Raw genomic sequence first — 18909 nt, 5'->3', positions numbered from 1 at the left:
ACCATTGGCTATAGATTCTTATAGTAAGAATAAAGCTTCTGGATCATTTATATTAATAGATTCTCAAACCAATAATACCTCTGGAGTAGGATTTATAGAATAAAATAAAAAGATCTTTCCTGATAAAAGAGAAGAGAAAAGCAGGAATTTTTAAACCATAAAACCATCACACAAAAGTCATAACTATACCCTTTTTTGAGGGTGGAAATACGAAAAAAGATGCAAAGTTTTAGAACTGAAATAGAAAACCCGATTGTTGAAAAAGACATTATAGAATTAGCCAATAAAATTGAGCAATTTCATAACGGTAAGGTTGATGAAGAAAAATTTCGTAGCCTTCGTTTAGCGAGAGGAGTTTATGGTCAGCGTCAAGAAGGCGTACAAATGATTCGTATAAAATTACCATATGGTAAAGTATTAAGTAATCAGCTTAGACGTATTTGTGAAGTATCAGATGAATATTCAAGAGGACGATTACATATTACAACACGTCAAGATATACAGATTCATTATGTGGATTTAAACAGGACCCCTGAGTTATGGGCAGAGTTAGAAAGAGATCAGGTAACTCTGAGAGAAGCTTGTGGTAATACAGTTCGTAATGTAACTGCATCAGAAACGGCAGGAATTGATCCAAATGAACCTTTTGATGTATCTCCATATGCAGACGCATTGTTTCGCGCCTTTTTAAGAAATCCAATCTGTCAGGAGATGGGACGTAAATTCAAGGTGTCTTTTTCAGGAACAGATGAAGATACAGGCTTATCATACATGCATGATTTAGGTTTTATAGCCAAAATCCAGAATGGAGAAAGAGGGTTTAAGGTGATGTTAGGAGGTGGATTAGGTTCGCAACCAAGGCATGCAGATGAACTATATGACTTTTTGCCATCAGATAAAATGATTCCTTTAATGGAAGGAGTGTTGAGGATATTTGATCGTCATGGAGAAAGAAAAAGTAGAGCCAAAGCAAGAATGAAATTCTTGATCAAAGATATTGGCCTAGAAGCATTCAAAGAATTATTAGAAGCAGAACAAGATGCTATAGTAAATAAATCGGTGCCAATAGATATAGAGTCGTACAAAGAATCAGTTCCTGTTCAGGTAGAAGTTCCTGAAGTAGAGATTACAGATCAAGAAACTTTTAATCTTTGGAAAACTACCAATGTAATCCCCCAAAAACAAGAAGGATACGTAGCTATAGGGATAAAAGTATTGTTGGGCGATTTTTATACAGACAAAGCTAGGTTGTTAGCAGATTTAGTAGAGAAGTATGCAGCAGGTGAACTTAGATTATCCTTGCGACAAAATATATTAATACCTTTTGTAAAAGAAGAACTAGTACCATTTTTCTATCAAGAATTAAAAAAGTTATGCTTTGTAGAAGCAGGGTATAATAAAGCGATAGATATTACAGCTTGCCCAGGTACAGATACATGTAATCTGGGGATAGCTAGTAGTACAGGTATTGCAGAAGAATTAGAACGAGTAATTAAAACCGAATACCCTCAATATTTGAAAAAAGAGGATATGGTGATCAAAATCAGTGGTTGTATGAACTCATGTGGGCAGCATACAATGGCTAATATAGGTTTTCAAGGAATGTCTATACGTACCAAAGATAAATTGGTGGCACCAGCTTTACAGGTGCTATTAGGAGGAGGAAATCTTGGAGATGGAAAAGGTCGTTTTGCAGACAAAGTAGTAAAAATACCAAGTAGAAGAGGACCAGAAGCATTGCGTAGAATCCTTAATGATTTTGAAGCCAATGCAGCAGGAAAAACCTTTGTAGAATATTATGAGGGAAAAGGAGAAAAGTATTTTTATGAATTTCTTACCGATTTATCAAGTGTAGATAATCTTACACAAAAAGACTTTATAGATTGGGGTAATGAAGAAGAGTATGTAAAAGCAATAGGAGTAGGAGAATGTGCTGGTGTGGTTATAGATTTAATTGCAACATTGTTTTTAGAAAGCGAAGAGAAAATAGAAAATGCTAAAATTTCTTTTGAAAATGAAGTGTACTCTGATGCTGTCTATCATGCATATAGTTCTTTAGTGAATTCTGCCAAAGCGATGCTATTAGCAGAAAAGAAAAAGACAAATAGCCATGCAGCGATTATAAAACAATTTGATGAGCAGTTCGTAGAAAGCGAAAAAATAAGCCTTGAAGGAACATTTGCTGATTTAATATATCAAATTCAAAAAAATACTCCAACCAGAGATTTTGCGGTAGATTATATTAAAAAAGCAGAACAATTTTTGCAACAAGTACAAGAGTTTAGAGCAATTGAAGTAGAGAAAGCATAAAAGCAATTAGTGATAACACTCATTTTGAGAGAGTGTTTTAATTAGATAAAAAATGAGTAATAAAACACCAAAACTTACAGTAGTAGGAGCAGGTCCTGGAGATCCAGATTTGATCACTGTTAAGGCTGTCAAAGCATTAGAATCTGCAGATGTGGTGTTGTATGATGCGCTCATTAATACAACTTTATTAGAATATGCTCGCAGAGCCGAAAAAATTTTTGTAGGAAAAAGAAAAGGATGTTATGCATATCATCAAGATCAAATTAATGAGTTAATTGTAAGTAGAGCCAAAAGTCATGGACATGTTGTAAGGTTAAAAGGAGGAGATCCATTTATTTTTGGAAGAGGAGCAGAAGAAATTGATTATGCGCACCCGTTTGGAATAGAGACAAATATGGTTCCAGGGATATCTTCTGCAATGGCAGTTCCTGCTTATCAAGGAATCCCTTTAACCAAAAGAGGGTTTTCTGAAAGCTTTTGGGTAATTACAGGAACAACAAAAACTCATGAGTTATCGCAAGATATATATCAAGCTGCAAAATCAAATGCAACTGTGGTAATTTTAATGGGAATGGGTAAGTTGAATGAAATAGTTAGTATCTTTGAAAAAGAAAACAAACAAGATGTTCCAGTAGCGATTATTCAAAATGGAACTACCAAAAACGAACAATTTGGTTTTGGTACAATAGATACTATTGAGCAAGTAGTTGTAGAGAAAAAATTGTCTTCTCCAGCTATTATTGTAATAGGAGAAGTCGTAAATCAAAGTGTAATGCTAGCTTCGATTTATAATGAAGTAAGACAAGAAATCGCATCTTAACAGCAGAAGTGATGAATGAAGAAGAAAGAAATAACTTATATCCTGTTTTTTTTAAAACGGATAACCTAGAAACTTTAATTGTAGGAGGAGGAAATGTGGCAGAAGAAAAGCTAACGTTCTTATTAAAATCAAGTCCCGATTCAAGAGTGACAATGGTCTCGCCAATGTATAGAGAAGCTACTGAGGCACTGGCTCAAAAATTTGGGATAGAAATGATAAAAAAAAGATATCACAAACGTTTTCTAGAAGGAAAACATATTGTGATAGCGACTACAGATATCCCTGAAGTCAATTTGCAGGTATATCAAGACTGTAGAGAGCAAAGTAAATTGGTTAATGTAGCAGATAATCCACCATATTGTGATTTTTATATGGGAGGGATTGTTACCAAAGGCAATGTAAAAGTGGCAATTTCTACTAATGGGAAATCGCCAACTACTGCCAAACGCTTACGTCAATTTTTTGAAGAAGTAATTCCTGAAAATATTGATGATTTAGTTAACAATTTAAACGAATATAGAAAAACAATAAAAGGTGATTTCGAAGAAAAAGTAGAAACACTAAATGAATTTACTAAAGGATTAATAGGAAAAAAAGAAGTTGAAAAATGATTAAGACTGATATTTTAATAATCGGAGCAGGACCAACAGGATTATTCACTGTTTTTGAAGCAGGATTACTGAAACTAAAAACACACCTTATTGATGCCTTACCGCAACCAGGAGGGCAGTGTTCAGAAATATATCCCAAAAAACCAATATATGATATCCCTGGATTTCCAGAAGTATTGGCTGGAGATTTAGTAGACAACTTGATGGAGCAGATAAAACCTTTTGAACCTGGATTTACACTAGGAGAAAGAGCTGATACTATAGAAAAACTAGACGATGATACATTTGTGGTAACTACCAATAAAGGTACAAAGCACAATGCACCAGTAGTTGCAATAGCAGGAGGATTAGGTTCTTTTGAACCAAGAAAGCCACCTATTCCAAATATTTTAGACTTTGAAGATAAGGGCGTAGCGTATATCATTCGTGATCCAGAGGTATATAGAGATAAACGTGTTGTGATAGCAGGAGGAGGAGACTCAGCTTTAGATTGGTCAATATTTTTAGCAGATGTTGCAAGTGAAGTAACTTTAGTACATAGACGTAATGAATTTAGAGGAGCCTTAGACTCTGTAGAACGAGTAGCAGAACTTTCTAAGCTAGGAAAAATAAATCTAATTACAGAAGCAGAAGTAAAAGAGTTAAAAGGAGAAGATCATATCACAGGAGTAGGGATAAAGCATAAAACCGAAGGAGATATTACTGTAGATACAGATTATTTTATTCCATTATTTGGTTTATCACCAAAACTAGGGCCAATTGCAGATTGGGGATTAGAGATTGAGAAAAATGCAATCAAAGTAGATAACTCGTATGATTATCAAACAAATATCCCAGGTATTTATGCAATAGGAGATGTGAATACATATCGAGGAAAATTAAAATTAATACTTTCTGGTTTTCATGAAGCAACATTGATGTGTCAAAGTGCATACCAGAGAATACATCCAGACAAAAAATATGTGATGAAATATACAACTGTTGGAGGAGTAGAAGGATTTGATGGTAGTAAGAAAGAAGCCAAAAAAGAAGTTGTAAAAGCAATCAATTAATAAGAAAAGACTTTGTTTTAGACCTCACAGGACCTGTGCCCAAAATAATTTTAGGTATGTATCTTGTGAGGTCTTTGATTATATTTGCAGTAAGAAATAGAAAGATATGTCAGATATTACTATAAAGATAAAAGATAGAGAAGGAGTAGTGCATGAAGTATTAGCCCCAACAGATATGGCTATGAATCTGATGGAAGTTTGTAAGGCATATGAATTACCAGTAGAAGGAACCTGTGGCGGTATGGCTATGTGTGCATCTTGTCAATGCTATGTATTATCTGAACATCAATTACCAGAAATGGGACAGGACGAAGATATGATGCTGGCAGAGGCCTTTTATGTAGAAGATAATAGTAGACTCGGGTGTCAAATCCCTATTACTCCAGAATTAGATGGACTAGAAGTAGAACTCGCGCCAGAAACATAAATGATTGTAAGCTATTCAAGGATTTTGATAGTCTCTTTTGTAGGCTTTTTTATTCTAATTGTAATTTTTTGATAGTTCCAGTTCTCGTTGATTTTATTGGCAATAATATCCATTTTTGCTCTTCCCTTAGCGCCTTTTACACCTACAGTTAGAGCAACTGAATTGTTGTTGTTTGAATAGACAACCTCACCTTCTAGTAAGCTGAGAAAATCAACAGATTTCAGTTCTCCTATTTTTTCGATGACTCGTTCATTCTTTTTAGCTCTTAATAAAGCATTTTCTATAAGCTCAGGTTGCAAGTAAACAGCACCATATCTTAATGTAGCATCACCAGTCATCATAAAAAATAGAACAATACAACTTAATATCCCTGTGGTCGGAAAAAACCACTTCCAGTTTTTACTCCACCAGTTTTTACTTAAAATATATGTACTCATAAAAGAACGGTAATTATTGTCTACTATAGACATAGTATAATAGCAGCTGTTGCAAAATGATAGTGCGTATTTCATATAGGGATATACTAGCTTTATTTGGATTCTATTTATTCTTTACAAAGAATAAATGGTATAAATGTGTTATTAATGAACTACAACAAAAAAATTGAGTTAATAAACTTGCATAACAAAAGGCTATGCCTTTTATTTGTAGTCAAATAAGCAGTAGTAAACTGTTAAGTTCATAAACTTATTTTTAATGTTATCAAGAAAGGTGGAGGGATTAGACCCTGTGAAACCTTAGCAACCCTTTATCTTGTAAAGAAGGTGCTACATTCTATCTCATATTTGAGAATAGATAACAAAGATATATAGTCTTACTATATTTTCCTTTTACTTTTCTTGATACACATATTTAACTCTTTATTTAGATAAAGAGTTGATGCGCTTTTCGGTATTTCTGTTCAAACAGAAATCTGTAGGGCATGATTGCTATATGTTAATAATTGTAGTATTGATGAAAAGATTGTGACACAATTACGTCTGATCGTCAGAACAATAAATAGAAAAAGATGAAAGACATACAAAAAATATTAGAAGAAAGAATTCTTATTCTGGATGGAGCAATGGGAACTATGTTGCAACGCTATAAATTTACAGAAGAAGATTTTAGAGGAGAGCGGTTTAAGGATTGGCCTGTTCCTGTTCAAGGAAATAATGACTTACTAAGTATCACTCAACCAGAAGCATTAAAAGAAGTGCATCGGCTTTATTTTGAGGCAGGAGCTGATATTGTAGAAACCAATACCTTTTCTGGTACTACAATCGCAATGGCAGATTATGAGATGGAAGAATTGGTGTATGAATTAAACTATGAATCAGCAAAAATTGCAAAAGAAGTGGCCGATGAATTCACTGCAAAAGAACCACATAAACCTCGGTTTGTTGCTGGATCAATAGGCCCTACGAACAGAACAGCAAGTATGTCTCCTGATGTTAATGATCCAGGGTATAGAGCAGTAACTTTTGATGAATTAAGAATAGCCTATAAGCAACAAGTAGAGGCATTAATAGATGGGGGGGCTGATATTTTATTGGTGGAAACCGTTTTTGATACATTAAATGCCAAAGCAGCCCTCTTTGCTATAGAAGAAGTGAAAGAAGAAAAAGATATAGATATTCCGATAATGATAAGTGGTACGATAACAGATGCAAGTGGGAGAACACTTTCTGGTCAAACAGCAGAAGCCTTTTTGATTTCTGTATCTCATATACCAATGCTTTCTGTAGGGTTTAATTGCGCCTTAGGAGCAAATCAATTGACACCTCATTTAGAAGTTTTAGCTCAAAAAGCAAACTTTGGAATATCTGCTCACCCTAATGCAGGTTTGCCAAATGCATTTGGAGAGTATGATGAAACACCAGAAGAAATGGCAGAACAAATCAAAGAATATTTAGAAAAAAATCTAGTCAATATTGTAGGAGGATGTTGTGGTACAACACCAGAGCATATTAAGGCAATTGCAGATTTAGCAAAAGAATATAAGCCTAGAGTTGTAGGAGTTACTGTATAAAAGATGAGTAGTAAAAAAGAAAGAAGATACTTGAAACTTTCTGGATTAGAACCCATGATTGTTTCTGAAAACACGAATTTTATCAATGTAGGAGAACGTACTAATGTTGCTGGATCACGTAAGTTTTTACGATTGGTTAAAGAAGAAAAATTCGATGAAGCCTTAGATATAGCTAGACATCAGGTAGAAGGAGGAGCCCAAGTTATTGATATCAATATGGATGACGGGCTTATTGATGGTAAAGAAGCTATGGTACGATTTCTTAATCTTATTATGGCAGAACCCGATATCGCCAGAGTGCCCATAATGATCGATAGTTCTAAATGGGAGATTATTGAAGCAGGTCTGCAAGTGGTACAAGGTAAATGTGTTGTAAACTCCATAAGTCTTAAAGAAGGTGAAGAAGAATTTATAGCACATGCCAAGTCGATAAAACGTTATGGAGCTGCAGTGATCGTTATGGCTTTTGATGAAGTAGGTCAGGCTGATAATTATGAACGTCGTATAGAAATCTCGAAACGATCGTATGATGTATTGGTCAATCAGGTGAAATTTCCTCCAGAAGATATCATCTTTGATCTTAATATTTTTCCAGTAGCCACAGGGATGGAAGAACATCGTAAAAATGCTATAGATTTTATAGAGGCAACTCGATGGGTCAGAGAAAATTTACCTCACTGTAGTGTAAGTGGTGGTGTAAGTAATGTCTCGTTTTCGTTTAGAGGAAATAATACAGTACGAGAAGCAATGCATTCTGTTTTCCTGTATCATGCTATCAAAGCAGGGATGAATATGGGGATTGTAAATCCTGCTATGTTAGAGGTGTATGATGATATTCCTAAAGACCTTCTAGAACATGTAGAGGATGTAATTTTAGATAGAAGAGATGATGCTACAGAACGACTATTAGATTTTGCAGAAACAGTCAAAGGAGTAAAAAAAGAACAGACAGTAGACCTCTCATGGCGGGAGGAACCCTTGCAAAATAGAATAACAAGAGCGCTGGTAAAAGGGATCGATCAGTATATTGTTGAAGATGTAGAAGAAGCAAGACAGCATGTAGATAAGACTATAAGTGTGATAGAAGGTAATTTGATGATAGGCATGGATGTAGTAGGAGACCTTTTTGGATCTGGAAAAATGTTTTTACCTCAAGTAGTAAAATCTGCTAGAGTTATGAAAAAAGCAGTAGCATATCTACTTCCGTTTATCGAAGAAGAAAAAAAGAATAGTTCTGAGACATCTTTATCTACAGAAAGTGATTCTAATGGCCGGATTTTGATGGCAACAGTAAAAGGAGATGTACATGATATAGGGAAAAATATAGTTTCGGTAGTGTTAGGTTGTAATAACTATGAGATTGTTGATCTTGGAGTAATGGTACCTCCAGAGAAAATAATTCAAACAGCCATTGACGAAAAAGTTGATATTATAGGGCTTAGTGGTTTGATAACCCCATCATTAGATGAAATGGTGTATTTGGCAAAAGAAATGGAACGCAAGAACTTTGATATTCCGTTACTAATAGGCGGGGCAACAACATCAAAAGCACATACAGCTGTCAAAATTGATCCGCAATATAAAAATGCAGTTGTACATGTCAATGATGCATCAAGAGCAGTAACTGTGGTAGGTGATTTGTTGAATAAAAGAAGTAACCAAAAGTATGTAGGAGATCTAAAAGAAAACTATAGTAAGTTTAGAGAAGGATTTCTAAAAAGAACAAAGAGAAAAGAGTATTTAACTATAGAAGGAGCCAGAAAAAATAAATATAGTATAGACTGGCAGACTTCAGAAATAATAAAGCCAAATACTTTAGGAGTTCAGGTAATAGAAGAATTTGATCTACAAAAATTAGAACCATATATTGATTGGAGCCCATTTTTTAGATCATGGGATTTACATGGTAAATATCCTGCAATTCTTACAGATAAAGTAGTAGGAGAACAGGCTACATCTCTTTATAAAGATGCGAGGGAACTATTGCAAAAAGTATTTGACGAAAAATTATTAGGAGCAAAAGCAATATATGGCCTGTTCGAGGCAAATACAATAAATGATGATGATATAGAAGTGATTTCTGAGCAAGGTAATTTTAGATTCAGAACACTCCGACAGCAATTAAAAAAACATGCAGGAAAACCCAATTTTGCATTAGCAGATTTTGTAGCTCCCAAAGAGAGTGGAGTTCAGGATTATATAGGTAGCTTTTGTGTAACAACAGGATTTGGAACTAGAGAGCTAGCAGAAGCTTTTGAGGCAGATCATGATGATTATAATTCTATTATGATCAAAGCATTAGCAGATCGATTGGCAGAAGCTTTTGCAGAATATTTACATAAAAAAGTGAGAATAGAAGATTGGGGATATGCTAGAGGAGAAACTTTGAGTAATGATGAATTGATAAAAGAAGAATATAAAGGAATTCGACCTGCTCCAGGATATCCAGCTTGCCCAGACCACCTAGAGAAAATAACTATTTGGGAATTACTGCAAGTAAAAGAGAACATAGGAGTTGAGCTTACAGAAAGTCTGGCGATGTGGCCTGCAGCTTCAGTGTCTGGATATTATTTTGGGAACCCAGAAGCAAGATATTTTGGATTAGGAAAGATGAAAGAAGATCAAGTAAAAGATTTTTCAGAAAGAAAAAATATAGACTTTGAGTATGCCAAAAAATGGTTGAACCCTAATATTTTAGAATAAAGATAAATTATGATGGATCCTAAAGAAAGTGTAATACAATATAATGAGATTTTTGTTGGAGACCCTTGGTTTGGAGACTCTATCATGAAATCACTTGAGCATATACCTGTAGGATTTTGGGATAAAAAGCCAGAAAAAGCTTCACATTCTATCTCAGAATTAGTATACCATATTATAGGTTGGAGAAATTTTGTTATTGAAAAATTAAAAGGAAATAAAGAATTTACCATTGAGCTAAACTCTGAAAACGATTGGCGAAAAGATGTCGTAGTGCAAACCGAAATGCAGAAAGAAGATACGATAAATGAACTTGGCAAAACTCAAAATATGATTAGTAAACTACTTTTGGAAATACCAGAATCAAAAATGAATGAAAAAGTAGCTGGAGGCGAGTATACAAACAAATATATGATTCGAGGAGTGTTGCAACACGATGTATATCACTTAGGGCAAATAAATATGATATATAGTCAATTGAAATAATAAAGAAAAATTAAGTAAAGAAGGTTTCAAAATAAAAACTAGTTTCAAGAGGCTATGAAACCATATAAAATACCAATTAAGAATTATAAATGAGATGAAAGTAGTAGACCACATAAAAAAAGCAAAAGGCAAAACACTATTCTCTTTTGAATTAATACCACCACAAAAAGGAAGAAGTATACAAGAATTGTATAATAATATTGATCCATTAATGGAATTTGATCCTCCTTTTATCGATGTGACTACTTCTAGAGAAGAGTTTATATATATTGATAGAGAAGGGTTATTAGATAAAAAACTGACTAGAATGCGTCCTGGTACAGTAGGTATTTGCGCATCTATTACTCATAAATATAATGTAGATACAATTCCTCATGTATTATGTGGGGGGTTTACAAAAGAAGAAACAGAATATCTATTGGTAGATTGTCATTATTTGGGAATCGATAATATAATGGCATTGCGAGGAGATGCTATGAAGGAAGAAAAATATTTTACGCCAACAAAAGGAGGGCACTCTTATGCCAATGAATTGGTAGAACAGATTGTTAATATGAATAAAGGACAATTTTTACATGAAGTCATTGAAACAGATAATAAATCTGATTTTTGTGTAGGAGTTGCGGCATATCCAGAAAAACATCTGGAAGCGCCCTCTATGGATGCTGATATCAGAAGGCTTAAAGATAAAGTAGAAGCAGGGGCAGATTATGTGGTTACCCAAATGTTTTTTGATAATCAACGATACTTTGATTTTGTAGAAAAAGCAAGAGGCGCAGGAATCAACGTGCCAATAATTCCTGGAATAAAACCAGTAGCTGTAAAAAGACATTTACAATTGTTACCTCAAGTATTCAGATTAGATATGCCAGATGAACTAGTAAGAGAAGTAGAAAAATGTAAAACAAACAGCGAGGTAAGACAAGTAGGAGTAGAATTTGCAATTAAACAGTCTAAAGAATTAATGGAATATGGAGTTCCTGTATTACACTATTACTCTATGGGGAAATCAGATAACATAAAAAAAATAGCTTCTGCTATTTTTTAAAATCAAAGTATTGATGTAAGGGATGATTTAAGCTTTTTTTTAATTCGCTATAAAAAATCTTTTATATTCAAACTTCACCTTTTTCTTACCTTGTAATACTACTATGAAGTAAGAAAAGAACTTCAATTAATCAAAAAAAAACAGGAATAATAACCGATCTTTATATAAGGATCGGTTATTATTTTAATTATTACTTTTGCCGAATGATAAAACGGATCTGTTTATTTATTTGTATTCTTCATTTCTATAGCTATGCCCAGATCGAATCGAAGAGGAATTATACATTGGATGTTCATAATTTTTATGGAACCATTCTTAAACATAATCCAGATATCTCACATTTGATTACAGGTCACCCATCTGGTATAATTTTTTCTTTTCAACGAGAAACATTTGGATCAGAAGATTGGGAGAGATTATATAATTATCCTGATTATGGAGCTTCCTTTATATATCAAGATATGGATAATGAGTATTTGGGCAAACATTTAGGGCTGTTTGTACATTATAATTTTTATTTCCTAAAACGCTATTTGCAACTTCGAATAGGGCAAGGAATAGGATACAGTACGAATCCATATGATGAGGATGAGAATTTTAGAAATATTGCACATGGATCTCATTTGTCTAGTGCAACATATCTATTACTTAATGCAAAAAAAGAAAACCTTATAAAAGGACTTGGGATACAAGCAGGCTTAGGAGTGATTCATTATTCTAATGGAAACTCAAAAGCTCCAAACAAAAGTACTAATACATTATTTCTCAATGCAGGACTTACATATGCATTAGATACAGATACACCCGAGTATATAGAAAAACAAAAAGGAGATCTTAAAGGAGCAGAGCCCGTTGGTTATGGATTTATTTTTAGAAGCGGTGTTAATGAGAGTGATGTGGTAGGGTCAGGGCGATTTCCTTTTTATACACTTGCCGCTTATGCAGATAAGAGATTAAATAAAAAAAGCGCCATACAATTAGGAGCAGAGATCTTTTTTTCTAAAGCCTTAGAACGCTATATAGATTTTAGAGCAGTAGGAGGGTTTAATGATGGAACCACAGGAGAAGAAGACTCCAAACGAGTAGGAGTATTTCTTGGGCATGAGTTGAGAGTAAATAGAATCTCTGTGTTAACACAATTTGGGTATTATGCATATTACCCATATGATTTTGAAGGACAAACATATTTGCGAGCTGGAGTTCAATATTATATTACCAAAAATGTATTTGGCTCGTTGACTGTGAGATCTCATGCTGCCAAAGCTGAAGCTATGGAGTTTTCTGTGGGATATAGATTATAAAATAATAGGAGTAATTTTTCAAAACCTTTTTTAAAAATAGATAGTAGTGAGATTTATAGGAATACTAGTAGTGTTTTTTTTATTTGGGTGTGATTCTGAGAACGCTTCAGATTGTTTTCAGAGAACAGGTACTATTATAAGGAAAGAAGTTGAGGTTTCAGACTTTACAAGGATTTTAGTAAACCCTAATATAGAGGTCGTAATTAAACAAGGAGACAGTACCTCAATAATTATTGAAACAGGAGATAATTTAATGAATGAAGTCTCTGCAGTAGTGCAAGAAGGTCGTCTTATATTGAGTAATACAAATGAATGTGGTTTTTTTAGAAGTTTTAATCAAACCAAGATATATATTACCGCTCCACATATAACCGAGATAAGAAGCGGTACACAGTTTGATATTTCATCAGAAGGGGTGCTAATGTATCCATCACTAAGCTTATTGTCTGAAGATTTTGGGGAAAATACAGAAACAACTACAGGGACTTTTAATTTAATGGTTGATGCAGAGAGTATAAGTGTAGTAGGAAATAATATAGCTTCCTTTTCTATAAAAGGGCAGGCACAGTCATTATCTGTTAATTTTGCTTCAGGAACAGGAAGGTTTGAAGGAGCTGACCTCGTGGCTCAACATGTTCATGTCAACCATAGAGGAACAAATAAAATTATTATAAATCCTCAGCAGTCTATCAAAGGACAAATACGAAGTACAGGAGATGTGATTGCTATTACAAAGCCTCCTGTTGTTGAGGTAGAAGAGTTTTTTATAGGAAAACTCATATTTCAATAACTGTAGTATGTCTTTATAATGTGCAAATGCATTATATGATTTTTTAAATGAACTTTTTTTTTTTTTTTTTGATCGTAAATATTTGGTTAGCAAGGTAATGCCGTAAAAATTTTGTGGTAATTAAACCTTTTTTATTAGAATTAATGTCTAACTTTATAATTAGAACAAATTTCTATCCCAAACTTCATATTTAAAAAATGATTAAGAATGATTCGGAATGAATCTGATAAGACGCGTAATTTTGATAAGGTAAAAGAGAATTACCTTAAAGAAGAACTTTATGCACTTATCAAAAAAGATGATCATATTTTTGATTTTATACAAAAATCGAGTTTAGATGGGTTGTGGTTTTGGGATTTAGATAATCCAGAGAACGAATGGATGAATTCCAAATTTTGGACTACTCTTGGGTATAACCCAGAAGAAATGCCACATAATGCCTCTGCATGGCAAGATATAATCAATCAAGAAGATCTAAAAGTGGTGTTTGGTAATTTTACTAGACATTGTAAAGACCCTTCTCACCCATATGATCAAATCGTAAGATATACACATAAATTAGGGCATACAGTTTGGATTCACTGTAGAGGGTTGGCAATACGAGATGAGAATGGTAAGCCAATTCGTATGTTGGGAGCTCATACAGATATCACCAAATTAAAAAAAGTAGAAATACGATTAAAAAGACAAGTAGACCGTTATCAGCATGTTATAGAGGCGACTAATTTGGGTACTTGGGAATGGAATGTAAAAACAGGAGAAACTATTTTTAATGAGAGATGGGCTAATATTGCAGGATATACACTGTTAGAGTTAGAGCCAGTCTCAATCAATACATTGATAAAAGCTTCTCACCCACAAGATTTAGAGAAATCTAATCAACTTTTGCAAGAACATTTTTCTGGAAAAATACCTCTATATGAATGTGAATCTCGTATGAAGCATAAGAACGGTAAGTGGATTTGGGTTCTTAATAGAGGAAAAGTAGTGAGTTGGGATTCAGAAGGAAACCCTGAATGGATGATTGGATCGCATCAAGAAATAACCAAACGTAAAAAAGATTTAGAAAAAAATAAGCTATTTATACAACAAGCCCCAAGTGCTATTGCAATGTTTGACACAGGAATGAAGTATTTAGCAGTTTCGCAGAAATGGTACGAGGATTATAATATAAAAGATAATGATGTGATAGGGAAATCACACTATGATATTTTTCCTGAAACTAGTGAAAAATGGATAGAGAACTATAAAAAATGTCTAGGAGGGAAAGTCTTAAAAAGTGAAGAAGATCGTTTTGAAAGATCAGATGGTTCTGTACAATGGCTTACATGGGAGTTGCGACCTTGGTATACCGATGAGAATACAATAGGGGGAGTTATAATGCATACTGCCGATATCACACGAGTCAAAGAGACAGAAATTAGATTACGTATTAGTGAAGAATTGTTTAGAAGAAATTTTGAAAATGCAGCCATAGGAATGGTAATGCTGGATAAAGGGGGGCATTTTACAAAAGTAAATTATAAGCTATGTGAAATTCTTGGATATTCTTATGAAGAATTAACACAATTAGCATTTAAAGATGTTATCCATCCTGATGATTTGACTAAAAGTGATAAAGAGTTTAGAAAGCTTTTCAAAGGAGAAAAGGTGTATAGTAATATGGAGGAAAGATGTTTCCATAAAGAAGGATTTATTATCCATATAAACTTATCGGTTTCTGTCGTCAAAGATGAGTATAATAAACCATTATATTTTATTGCTCAGGTAGCAGATATAAGCCATAAAATAATAGCTAGACAAAAACTTCAAAAAACTGTAGGAGAGCTAAAAAGTATTATTGATGATATAACCCAAGTAAGTATAATAGGTATAGATTGTGATGGGGTAATAACTACTTTTAATAAAGGGGCAGAGAATTTATTGGGATATGATAGAGATGAAGTTATGTTTAAGAAGTCTTTGTTGTTATTCCATCAAAAAGAAGAAATAGAGCAAAGAGAAAAAGAGTTATCACTTCAGTTAGGTAAAAAAATTAAAGGATTTGAGGTTTTTACAACAATGCCTAGTAAAGAGGAATATGATACCAAAGAGTGGACTCACGTAAGAAAAGATGGTACTAGTTTTCCTGTGCAAGTGACTCTCTCTGCAATAAAAGATAATAATGAGATTACAGGGTATCTTGGAGTAGCTGCAGATATTAGTGAAATAAAAAAAGTAGAAAAAGATTTAAAATCTTGGTTGTCAGTAGCAGAAGATCAAAATAAAAGGCTTAGGAATTTTGCGCATATAGTGTCTCATAATTTAAAATCACATTCAGGAAACTTTCAAATGTTACTGGATCTGTTTGTGCAGGAGAACCCAGAAGCAAAAGAAAATGAGATTATTAAATTGTTTAAGACAGCATCTAATAATCTTACCGAAACCATTGTGCATTTAAATGAAGTAGTTTTGATGAATACTTCTGTTGATGAAAATTTGGTAGGATTAGATTTACATGATGCTATTAATAAAGCAATAGACAGTGTTTCTGCGATAGCAAAAGAAACTAAAGTGGTTATAAATAATGTGACAATACCTAAGTTGAATATATTAGGAATTCCAGCCTATTTAGATAGTATTCTACTTAACTTTATTACCAACGGAATAAAATATAGTTCTCAAGAGAGAGATAGTTATGTTACTCTTAGTACAAATGTAAAAGGTGATTATGTAATTTTGAGTATAAAAGACAATGGACTAGGTATTGATCTAAAAAAACACCAAGCTAAACTATTCGGTATGTATAAGACCTTTCATAATAATAAAGAAGCTCGAGGAATAGGGTTGTTTATAACAAAAAATCAGGTCGAGGCAATGGGTGGTAAAATAGAAGTAGAAAGTAAAGTAAATAAAGGAACTATCTTTAAAATATATATGAAATATGAGAAAAATTGATATAGCTTGTATTATTGATGATGATCCAATTTTTGTATTTGGAGTAAAAAAAATAATGGAACTTGTTGATTTTTGCAATGGTTTTATGGTCTTTAGGAATGGAGAAGAAGCATTGAATAATTTAAAAGCAATTATCTCAGCAAACAAAAAGTTGCCAGATGTTATTTTATTAGATTTAAATATGCCTGTACTTGATGGAATTCAATTTCTAGAAGAATTTATGAATGTTCCATGTGATAAGAAAATAATTATCTATGTAGTTTCTTCATCTATAGACCCCGAAGATATTCTAAGAGCTAAATCTTTTGAAAGCGTAAGTGATTATATCGTTAAGCCAATCTCTGTAGAGAAACTTAAAGAAATTTTACGTGATATAGAAAAAGCAAGCTAATTGTCTATATCTTAAAGAGAATAAAAATATAAGGTCTCTGGTTTTTTAGGCAGAAGGACTGGTAAGTTCTCTAAATAAACTTTCTAGATTTTTATTCTTTCTAGAAAGCTGTAATATTTTTAAATCATGATCGTGAGCAAAATCAAAAACAGTGGGGCGCATATCTGTTTGAGTGTCAAAAACGATTTGATATAGAAAACCTACAAGATTTTCAACACTATCAACATGGGGTAGTTTTTTTAAAAAAGCTTCTTCAACTCGATAATCAAATTCTACCTGAATAATTTGCTCTGTTGTATCTGCTATTTCATTAAGTAGTTTGTCTGCAACAATTTCCCCTTTATTGATAATAATAACACGATCACACATAGCCTCAACCTCTTGCATAATATGAGTAGATAAAAATACTGTTTTTTTGGTGCCAATAGATTTTATTAGCTCTCTGATTTCTACCAACTGATTAGGGTCAAGACCTGTTGTAGGTTCATCCAGAATCAAAACCTGAGGGTCATGAAGTAGTGCACAAGCAAGTCCAACCCGTTGACGATACCCCTTAGATAATTGGCTGATTTTTTTATTAGCTTCAGGGATTAATCCAGTCAATGAGATAACTTCTTCAATTCTAGATTTTGTGACTTTATATACACTAGCATTAAACAATAAAAATTCTCTAACATACATTTCCTGATATAAAGGGTTGTGTTCTGGAAGATAGCCTATACTTTTTCTTACATCGATAGATTGAGAGTGGATGTCAAAATCATTAACCAATGCACTACCTTCTGTTGGATCAAGAAAAGTAGTAAGAATTTTCATCATAGTAGATTTTCCAGCTCCATTAGGCCCCAAAAAACCAACAATCTCCCCTTTTTTTATTTCAAAAGAAATTGCATTAAGCGCTTTTTGGTTATTATAAAACTTAGAAACGTTAGATACCGAAATTGACATAGTATGAAGTGTATAAAATCTGTTATGAACCAAAAGTACACAATTCATTATATGTATAGTGTGACAATTTTCAAAAAAATATACACACCAAGTCTGATTCTAGGATAATTTTTTATGATCATTTACTCATTCATATGGTTACTTTACTCAATACAGGTTTTATAAATTCAATATAAAATGCATATTACCATATGAGAAAAGCAATAGTAATACATATTCCAAAACCATGTCATGAGGAATGGAGTAAAATGACACCAGAAGAAAAAGGAAAACATTGTAAAGTATGTGCAAAAACTGTATATGATTTTAGGACTAAAACAGATGAGCAGATCATAAAAAAGTTTGAACAAGATAGTGCTATTTGTGGTCGATTTAAGAGTTCACAATTAGGTCGTGAACTAGCATATAGCAGAAAAGAGAAAAATAGCTATCGATCCTATTTAGCTTCAGGAATATTTTCTTTTTTAGCCTTAGGTATAAATGAAACAAATGCACAAGAGAATTCAATAAAAGAAGCTCAGGTAAATGTAGTTTCAGATTATCCAATACAGGTAAAGGTAAAAGGAAAAGTGGCAACGTCTGTTTTGACTGAACGTACTGTTTTTGGTACTATAGTAAACGAAAGGGGGCTTTCTCTCCCTGGAGTACTTATTAGTATAAAAGGAAAAGGTATAGTAGTACAATCAGATTTTGATGGTGCTTTTGCCTTAAAAGCAAACAAGAATGATGTACTACAAATAAGTTATATAGGATATAATACATTAGAAATACAAGTCTCAGATAAGTCAGAATATGCTATAACTCTTGTGCAAGACCATGAAGAATTGATGGGTGATATTGTGATACATCCTATTTCTGGAATTGATGAACATACTCTTACACCCCTGAGAGGCTCTAAGAAAAGAGAAAAAGAGAATATAAAAAAGAGAGTAATAAGAGGTTTTACTCCAGAAAATGTAAAGAACAACAAGAAGCAAAAGGAGTAATACCATTTACACTTTGAATTTACCACAATAAAATTCTCTTTTTCGCCTATGCTTCAAAATAAAAATTAACCGTAGCTATGATTTTTTCTTC

At 33.2% G+C, this 18909-nt stretch carries 17 protein-coding genes and 1 riboswitch; of the genes, 15 read left to right on the top strand and 2 right to left on the bottom strand.

The genetic code is table 11. The annotated features are described in order from the left end of the window. Positions 1–4 precede the first annotated feature (4 nt). The 6 genes from DG508_RS21445 (at position 5) to DG508_RS01570 (ending at position 5220) form a co-directional block, all read left to right on the top strand. Positions 5–103: an elongation factor 1-alpha C-terminal domain-related protein gene (locus tag DG508_RS21445; RefSeq protein ID WP_416354239.1), complete on the top strand. Its 99-nt coding sequence runs from the start codon at positions 5–7 to the stop codon at positions 101–103. Between the two features lie 116 nt (positions 104–219). After that, positions 220–2310: a HEPN domain-containing protein gene (locus DG508_RS01590; protein WP_108866468.1), complete on the top strand. Its 2091-nt coding sequence runs from the start codon at positions 220–222 to the stop codon at positions 2308–2310. 52 nt (positions 2311–2362) lie between these two features. Then, entirely contained in the window at positions 2363–3130 is a 768-nt protein-coding gene (gene cobA / locus DG508_RS01585; protein ID WP_108866467.1) for a uroporphyrinogen-III C-methyltransferase, read from the top strand. 11 nt (positions 3131–3141) lie between these two features. Further along, positions 3142–3741: a precorrin-2 dehydrogenase/sirohydrochlorin ferrochelatase family protein gene (locus DG508_RS01580; protein ID WP_108866466.1), complete on the top strand. Its 600-nt coding sequence runs from the start codon at positions 3142–3144 to the stop codon at positions 3739–3741. Then, positions 3738–4793 (top strand): NAD(P)/FAD-dependent oxidoreductase, encoded by a 1056-nt coding sequence (locus DG508_RS01575; protein ID WP_108866465.1) that lies wholly within the window; start codon positions 3738–3740, stop codon positions 4791–4793. The genes DG508_RS01580 and DG508_RS01575 overlap by 4 nt, the downstream gene beginning before the upstream one ends. A 106-nt stretch (positions 4794–4899) precedes the next feature. Continuing rightward, positions 4900–5220 carry a 2Fe-2S iron-sulfur cluster-binding protein gene (locus DG508_RS01570; protein ID WP_103866093.1) on the top strand — a complete coding sequence of 107 codons (321 nt, stop codon included), beginning with the start codon at positions 4900–4902 and terminating at the stop codon, positions 5218–5220. 11 nt (positions 5221–5231) lie between these two features. On the opposite strand, the gene DG508_RS01565 is transcribed toward DG508_RS01570, so the two are convergent. After that, positions 5232–5657, bottom strand: coding sequence for a cytochrome c oxidase assembly factor Coa1 family protein (locus DG508_RS01565; RefSeq protein WP_159090592.1), 426 nt, complete (start codon positions 5655–5657; stop codon positions 5232–5234). 259 nt (positions 5658–5916) lie between these two features. Continuing rightward, positions 5917–6022, top strand: a riboswitch (SAM riboswitch). A gap of 207 nt (positions 6023–6229) precedes the next feature. On the opposite strand from DG508_RS01565, the gene DG508_RS01560 reads away from it, so the two are divergent. The 8 genes from DG508_RS01560 to DG508_RS01525 all read left to right on the top strand — a co-directional run bounded on the left by DG508_RS01560 (position 6230) and on the right by DG508_RS01525 (position 16884). After that, complete coding sequence (locus DG508_RS01560; RefSeq protein ID WP_108866463.1) at positions 6230–7231, top strand: homocysteine S-methyltransferase family protein; 1002 nt, start codon at positions 6230–6232, stop codon at positions 7229–7231. A 3-nt stretch (positions 7232–7234) separates the two neighbouring features. After that, positions 7235–9934 carry a methionine synthase gene (gene metH, locus DG508_RS01555; RefSeq protein ID WP_108866462.1) on the top strand — a complete coding sequence of 900 codons (2700 nt, stop codon included), beginning with the start codon at positions 7235–7237 and terminating at the stop codon, positions 9932–9934. Positions 9935–9943: 9 nt separating this feature from the next. After that, complete coding sequence (locus tag DG508_RS01550) at positions 9944–10417, top strand: DinB family protein (RefSeq protein WP_108866461.1); 474 nt, start codon at positions 9944–9946, stop codon at positions 10415–10417. A gap of 94 nt (positions 10418–10511) precedes the next feature. Beyond that, positions 10512–11465, top strand: coding sequence for a methylenetetrahydrofolate reductase [NAD(P)H] (gene metF / locus DG508_RS01545; RefSeq protein WP_108866460.1), 954 nt, complete (start codon positions 10512–10514; stop codon positions 11463–11465). Between the two features lie 203 nt (positions 11466–11668). Beyond that, positions 11669–12766 carry an acyloxyacyl hydrolase gene (locus DG508_RS01540; RefSeq protein ID WP_108866459.1) on the top strand — a complete coding sequence of 366 codons (1098 nt, stop codon included), beginning with the start codon at positions 11669–11671 and terminating at the stop codon, positions 12764–12766. Positions 12767–12812: 46 nt separating this feature from the next. Beyond that, complete coding sequence (locus tag DG508_RS01535; RefSeq protein ID WP_108866458.1) at positions 12813–13556, top strand: head GIN domain-containing protein; 744 nt, start codon at positions 12813–12815, stop codon at positions 13554–13556. A 207-nt stretch (positions 13557–13763) separates the two neighbouring features. Next, entirely contained in the window at positions 13764–16493 is a 2730-nt protein-coding gene (locus DG508_RS01530) for a PAS domain S-box protein (RefSeq protein WP_108866457.1), read from the top strand. Beyond that, positions 16480–16884, top strand: a complete 405-nt coding sequence (locus DG508_RS01525; RefSeq protein ID WP_103864670.1) for a response regulator — start codon at positions 16480–16482, stop codon at positions 16882–16884. Before DG508_RS01530 ends, DG508_RS01525 begins: the two co-directional genes overlap by 14 nt. Positions 16885–16929: 45 nt before the next feature. Here DG508_RS01525 and gldA read toward each other — a convergent pair whose 3' ends face one another. Continuing rightward, complete coding sequence (gene gldA / locus DG508_RS01520; protein ID WP_108866456.1) at positions 16930–17832, bottom strand: gliding motility-associated ABC transporter ATP-binding subunit GldA; 903 nt, start codon at positions 17830–17832, stop codon at positions 16930–16932. Between the two features lie 191 nt (positions 17833–18023). Here gldA and DG508_RS01515 point away from each other — a divergent pair, with 191 nt between their 5' ends. Continuing rightward, entirely contained in the window at positions 18024–18818 is a 795-nt protein-coding gene (locus DG508_RS01515; RefSeq protein ID WP_108866455.1) for a carboxypeptidase-like regulatory domain-containing protein, read from the top strand. Positions 18819–18909 lie beyond the last annotated feature (91 nt).

The sequence above is a fragment of the Aquimarina aquimarini genome (genome assembly GCF_900299535.1).
Classification (GTDB): domain Bacteria; phylum Bacteroidota; class Bacteroidia; order Flavobacteriales; family Flavobacteriaceae; genus Aquimarina; species Aquimarina aquimarini.
The sequence above is the reverse complement of the archived record's forward strand: the minus strand, read 5'-3'. Positions and strand labels throughout refer to the sequence as shown.

What these genes read in the sequence shown, in the direction of transcription:
- DG508_RS01550 (WP_108866461.1), top strand. Translation starts at nt 9,944, where the DNA reads ATGATGGATCCTAAAGAAAGTGTAATACAATATAATGAGATTTTTGTT.
- DG508_RS01540 (WP_108866459.1), top strand. Translation starts at nt 11,669, where the DNA reads ATGATAAAACGGATCTGTTTATTTATTTGTATTCTTCATTTCTATAGC.
- DG508_RS01515 (WP_108866455.1), top strand. Translation starts at nt 18,024, where the DNA reads ATGAGAAAAGCAATAGTAATACATATTCCAAAACCATGTCATGAGGAA.
- metH (WP_108866462.1), top strand. Translation starts at nt 7,235, where the DNA reads ATGAGTAGTAAAAAAGAAAGAAGATACTTGAAACTTTCTGGATTAGAA.
- DG508_RS01565 (WP_159090592.1), bottom strand. Translation starts at nt 5,657, where the DNA reads ATGAGTACATATATTTTAAGTAAAAACTGGTGGAGTAAAAACTGGAAG.
- DG508_RS01575 (WP_108866465.1), top strand. Translation starts at nt 3,738, where the DNA reads ATGATTAAGACTGATATTTTAATAATCGGAGCAGGACCAACAGGATTA.
- DG508_RS01525 (WP_103864670.1), top strand. Translation starts at nt 16,480, where the DNA reads ATGAGAAAAATTGATATAGCTTGTATTATTGATGATGATCCAATTTTT.
- DG508_RS01560 (WP_108866463.1), top strand. Translation starts at nt 6,230, where the DNA reads ATGAAAGACATACAAAAAATATTAGAAGAAAGAATTCTTATTCTGGAT.
- DG508_RS01590 (WP_108866468.1), top strand. Translation starts at nt 220, where the DNA reads ATGCAAAGTTTTAGAACTGAAATAGAAAACCCGATTGTTGAAAAAGAC.
- DG508_RS01530 (WP_108866457.1), top strand. Translation starts at nt 13,764, where the DNA reads ATGATTCGGAATGAATCTGATAAGACGCGTAATTTTGATAAGGTAAAA.
- DG508_RS01570 (WP_103866093.1), top strand. Translation starts at nt 4,900, where the DNA reads ATGTCAGATATTACTATAAAGATAAAAGATAGAGAAGGAGTAGTGCAT.
- DG508_RS01580 (WP_108866466.1), top strand. Translation starts at nt 3,142, where the DNA reads ATGAATGAAGAAGAAAGAAATAACTTATATCCTGTTTTTTTTAAAACG.
- gldA (WP_108866456.1), bottom strand. Translation starts at nt 17,832, where the DNA reads ATGTCAATTTCGGTATCTAACGTTTCTAAGTTTTATAATAACCAAAAA.
- cobA (WP_108866467.1), top strand. Translation starts at nt 2,363, where the DNA reads ATGAGTAATAAAACACCAAAACTTACAGTAGTAGGAGCAGGTCCTGGA.
- metF (WP_108866460.1), top strand. Translation starts at nt 10,512, where the DNA reads ATGAAAGTAGTAGACCACATAAAAAAAGCAAAAGGCAAAACACTATTC.